The organism is Solemya elarraichensis gill symbiont (assembly GCF_002021095.1).
Lineage (GTDB): Bacteria > Pseudomonadota > Gammaproteobacteria > Chromatiales > Chromatiaceae.
The window spans coordinates 1-2,908 of record NZ_MPRK01000211.1; the positions used below are offsets into that span (position 1 = coordinate 1).

General features: G+C 42.2%; 3 protein-coding genes. All 3 read right to left on the reverse strand.

Annotated elements, in window-relative coordinates:
* Window positions 1-19 precede the first annotated feature (19 nt).
* Window positions 20-931 carry an amino acid adenylation domain-containing protein gene (locus BOW51_RS09130; RefSeq protein ID WP_078477452.1) on the reverse strand — a complete coding sequence of 304 codons (912 nt, stop codon included), beginning with the start codon at window positions 929-931 and terminating at the stop codon, window positions 20-22.
* Between the two features lie 28 nt (window positions 932-959).
* Complete coding sequence (locus tag BOW51_RS09135; protein ID WP_078477453.1) at window positions 960-1,646, reverse strand: hypothetical protein; 687 nt, start codon at window positions 1,644-1,646, stop codon at window positions 960-962.
* Between the two features lie 237 nt (window positions 1,647-1,883).
* Window positions 1,884-2,588: a 4'-phosphopantetheinyl transferase family protein gene (locus tag BOW51_RS09140; RefSeq protein ID WP_217349025.1), complete on the reverse strand. Its 705-nt coding sequence runs from the start codon at window positions 2,586-2,588 to the stop codon at window positions 1,884-1,886.
* Window positions 2,589-2,908: the final 320 nt, after the last annotated feature.

Genomic DNA, 2,908 nt, shown 5'->3' on the forward strand with positions numbered 1-2,908 from the left:
CCTTGGACACGTCCATCATCTAGCCGAGCCGTTCATCCGGCAACAGCGGGTCCATTGGAGTGAAAGCGCGCTGAGATCCCAGAGCAGCGAGATAAGCAACTGGCAACGCCACCGTTCGCTCCAGCAATACGCCTATACTTATGTACTCCGCAGAGACATTCAAATGCTTTTTGATTTTGCTATACAGATTGCCGATGGCGACACATACTTGACGATAATTCAGGCTTATCCGCTCATCACTAATGGCGGACGCATTGGCGTACTGCTTGGCAACCTGTGCCATCTTTTCCAGAATAGGCGTGTTCGGTGCAACCTCATTGCGTTCGCCACAGATAACCGACGTCAAAGACTGATTTATTCGACATTCACATACCGGACGATCTGGTGATGCTGCGATAAAAGTTGCGACTTTGACAAAATTATCCGCCAGCGCCGCTAGGGTTTCCCTAGCTAGAATGTGTGATGAAGAATCGAAAGACAAAAACAACTTATCGCCATCGCTACTGAAATTGATGGCGAGATCACTCTGACCTCCTGTGTTTGGACTTTTAGTCAGTTCCACATCACATCCTTTCAACACAGGAACGGCGTATGGCATAAGTCCGTCAGAAGCATTCACGCCCAGATTAAGTATACGGCTGCCGTGATTGTCGCGGTAGGGCGCCCACTCAATTAATTGCAAAGTAGGTGTGTTTTGATGCGGACGTACTGCTTCTCTCTTCTGTTGGACGGATGTAAGCAATTCTGCGCCTGTTTGATCAAGATTGACTTTGACGAATAGTGGAATCAGATTGGTAAAGCAGCCATAGGCTTGATGTCCGCCCCGACAGTTGACCGTATGAGCGATAGTAATAGTTTCTTCATCATGATTCTTCATCACTGAATACAATCTTGTAACAGTGGCGGTAACTGCTACGACAAATTGGAACATGGTGAGTCCGCGTTGCTTCAATAGCGAACTAATTGAGTCCCCCCCCCTCCAGCGTTGATTTAGCGCCTTGCGTAGGATTGATAACTAACGTACGCTTGACCGTGAGATATACGCCTTTTCCTTTCGGGGTTCTAAAGCAGAACGGTAGAGGCTGCGACGGACGCATGCCTTGTAAATTTGCTTTCCAAAAATCTACGGAAGCCTCAGTAAGGGGCGCTTCACCAATTTGCAGGAATGACAGATCCTCATCTTCCCTAACCTCGTCATTCAGGCTTTCTCGACGATTCCAATAGTCAGACAATGTATTTATAAATGATTGATAAGACTCACCGTCAAAAACCAAGTGGCTAAACTCTAGTTTCAAGCCAATGATTTTTTCATCCTCTATAAAACAGGAAAATCTAAATAACTTATCGCCGCATGGGTCAATAGGCTCTGAGTTTGTCCATTGTGACTCTTCGGTAACGATATCTAACACTTGGGTCGGCAATCGATTCCTGCCGACTAAAAGCACATTACCCCTCTCCCAAAAGTAACCTAACAGACATGTAAACCCATTTGAAATTGTTGATTTCAATACAGAGTTCAATATCTGAAAATCAACATCTCCGGATATTTTAAATTGGTAACTCAATGTCAGGCCTGGATCGTCATGGGTGTGTCTATAACGCTGCCACTGAAGCTGTTCATAACCGGTAGCTTTACGTAATCTCATAATAATATACTCATTACTCACCAATATATTGCTGCACACTGGGGTAGATTTTTTATATGCCCCTTTCAGTTTCTCTTGTATAGGGAACCACTATGATGTGCCTACTTATCCCCGAGACGTTGTTGCAAATATAAAATTCTGTAGCCATAATATAACTATCGGTATTCCATGTTTATGAAGAGCCTCATAAACCACTGCACTAGATATAAGACAAACCGACTTTATACGACTGAACAATTATTCTAGTATTATCGTTGTCACACTTGTTTCAGTCATAAAGTAATAACATTTAAACTCATTACAACCGTAGCAGTAGTACGATAAAGATGGTTTAAGCGCCCGAACTAATGACCGCTCATAAACATTGACTTCGGTAACTCGAGCGCACTCAAAATCAATGTATTTTTTAATGTATGAAAATATTGCCTTGAACAAACTTTCTTTAGCAGAAAATATTAGTGTTGTTATAACGGAATTACTGAACCCTTGTTCCAACAATAAAGAAAATTCATATTTATCATGAATATTAAATCCAATATACTCTGCATTTCGTTTATTTATAAATCGTTCAATATCAATTCCAACGAATCTATAGGATGAACGTTTCGCAACTAAAGCAACAGCCTGATTAGCACAATGTGAAATAGTGCCTATAATATCCAAAGGCCAAATTGGCTCTCGATGGGCTCCAATGTCGACATCGTAATCTGCTACCGAAAAATGTTTGAGGCATAGCTTGGCCATGTACCTTCCGGCAATAAACTCAGCTCGCCTTTTCTTTACACTTCTTAAAATAGCGTGAGGCAATGTGATACCCAATACCTGAGCAGTCTCAGTATCACACCTAGCAGGATCGAATTCACATTGACACAAGTAAGCACCACGACTAGGTTCGTGGTAGATATTTATGTCTAAAAAGCCAACGTTTAGCGATGAAGGCAATGACTGGCACTTGTATACATCTATAGTCGCTTATCCCAGTAAACTTTTGTTCTATACGATAATGCAAAGGTCAAAAAGTAACACTACTCATGACTTTTGCTACCCTATGGTGCAGTAACACGGCCTGTCAACTTTTTTACATAAGGGCGCCTCGAATAATCCCAATATAGTATGGCATGTCTCGATTCTTTGTCGGGATTCCGATTTTCACTCGAAATAGAGGCACGGATACCATTTTAACTGATCATTATTTGATCAATTAACACCTTCCAGGCGGACCAATCCCCTGGCATCAAGCACCAGTCTCATCAAAATAACTC

Coding starts and splice junctions, on each gene's coding strand:
- BOW51_RS09130 (WP_078477452.1), bottom strand. CDS start 931: ATGTTCCAATTTGTCGTAGCAGTTACCGCCACTGTTACAAGATTGTAT.
- BOW51_RS09135 (WP_078477453.1), bottom strand. CDS start 1,646: ATGAGATTACGTAAAGCTACCGGTTATGAACAGCTTCAGTGGCAGCGT.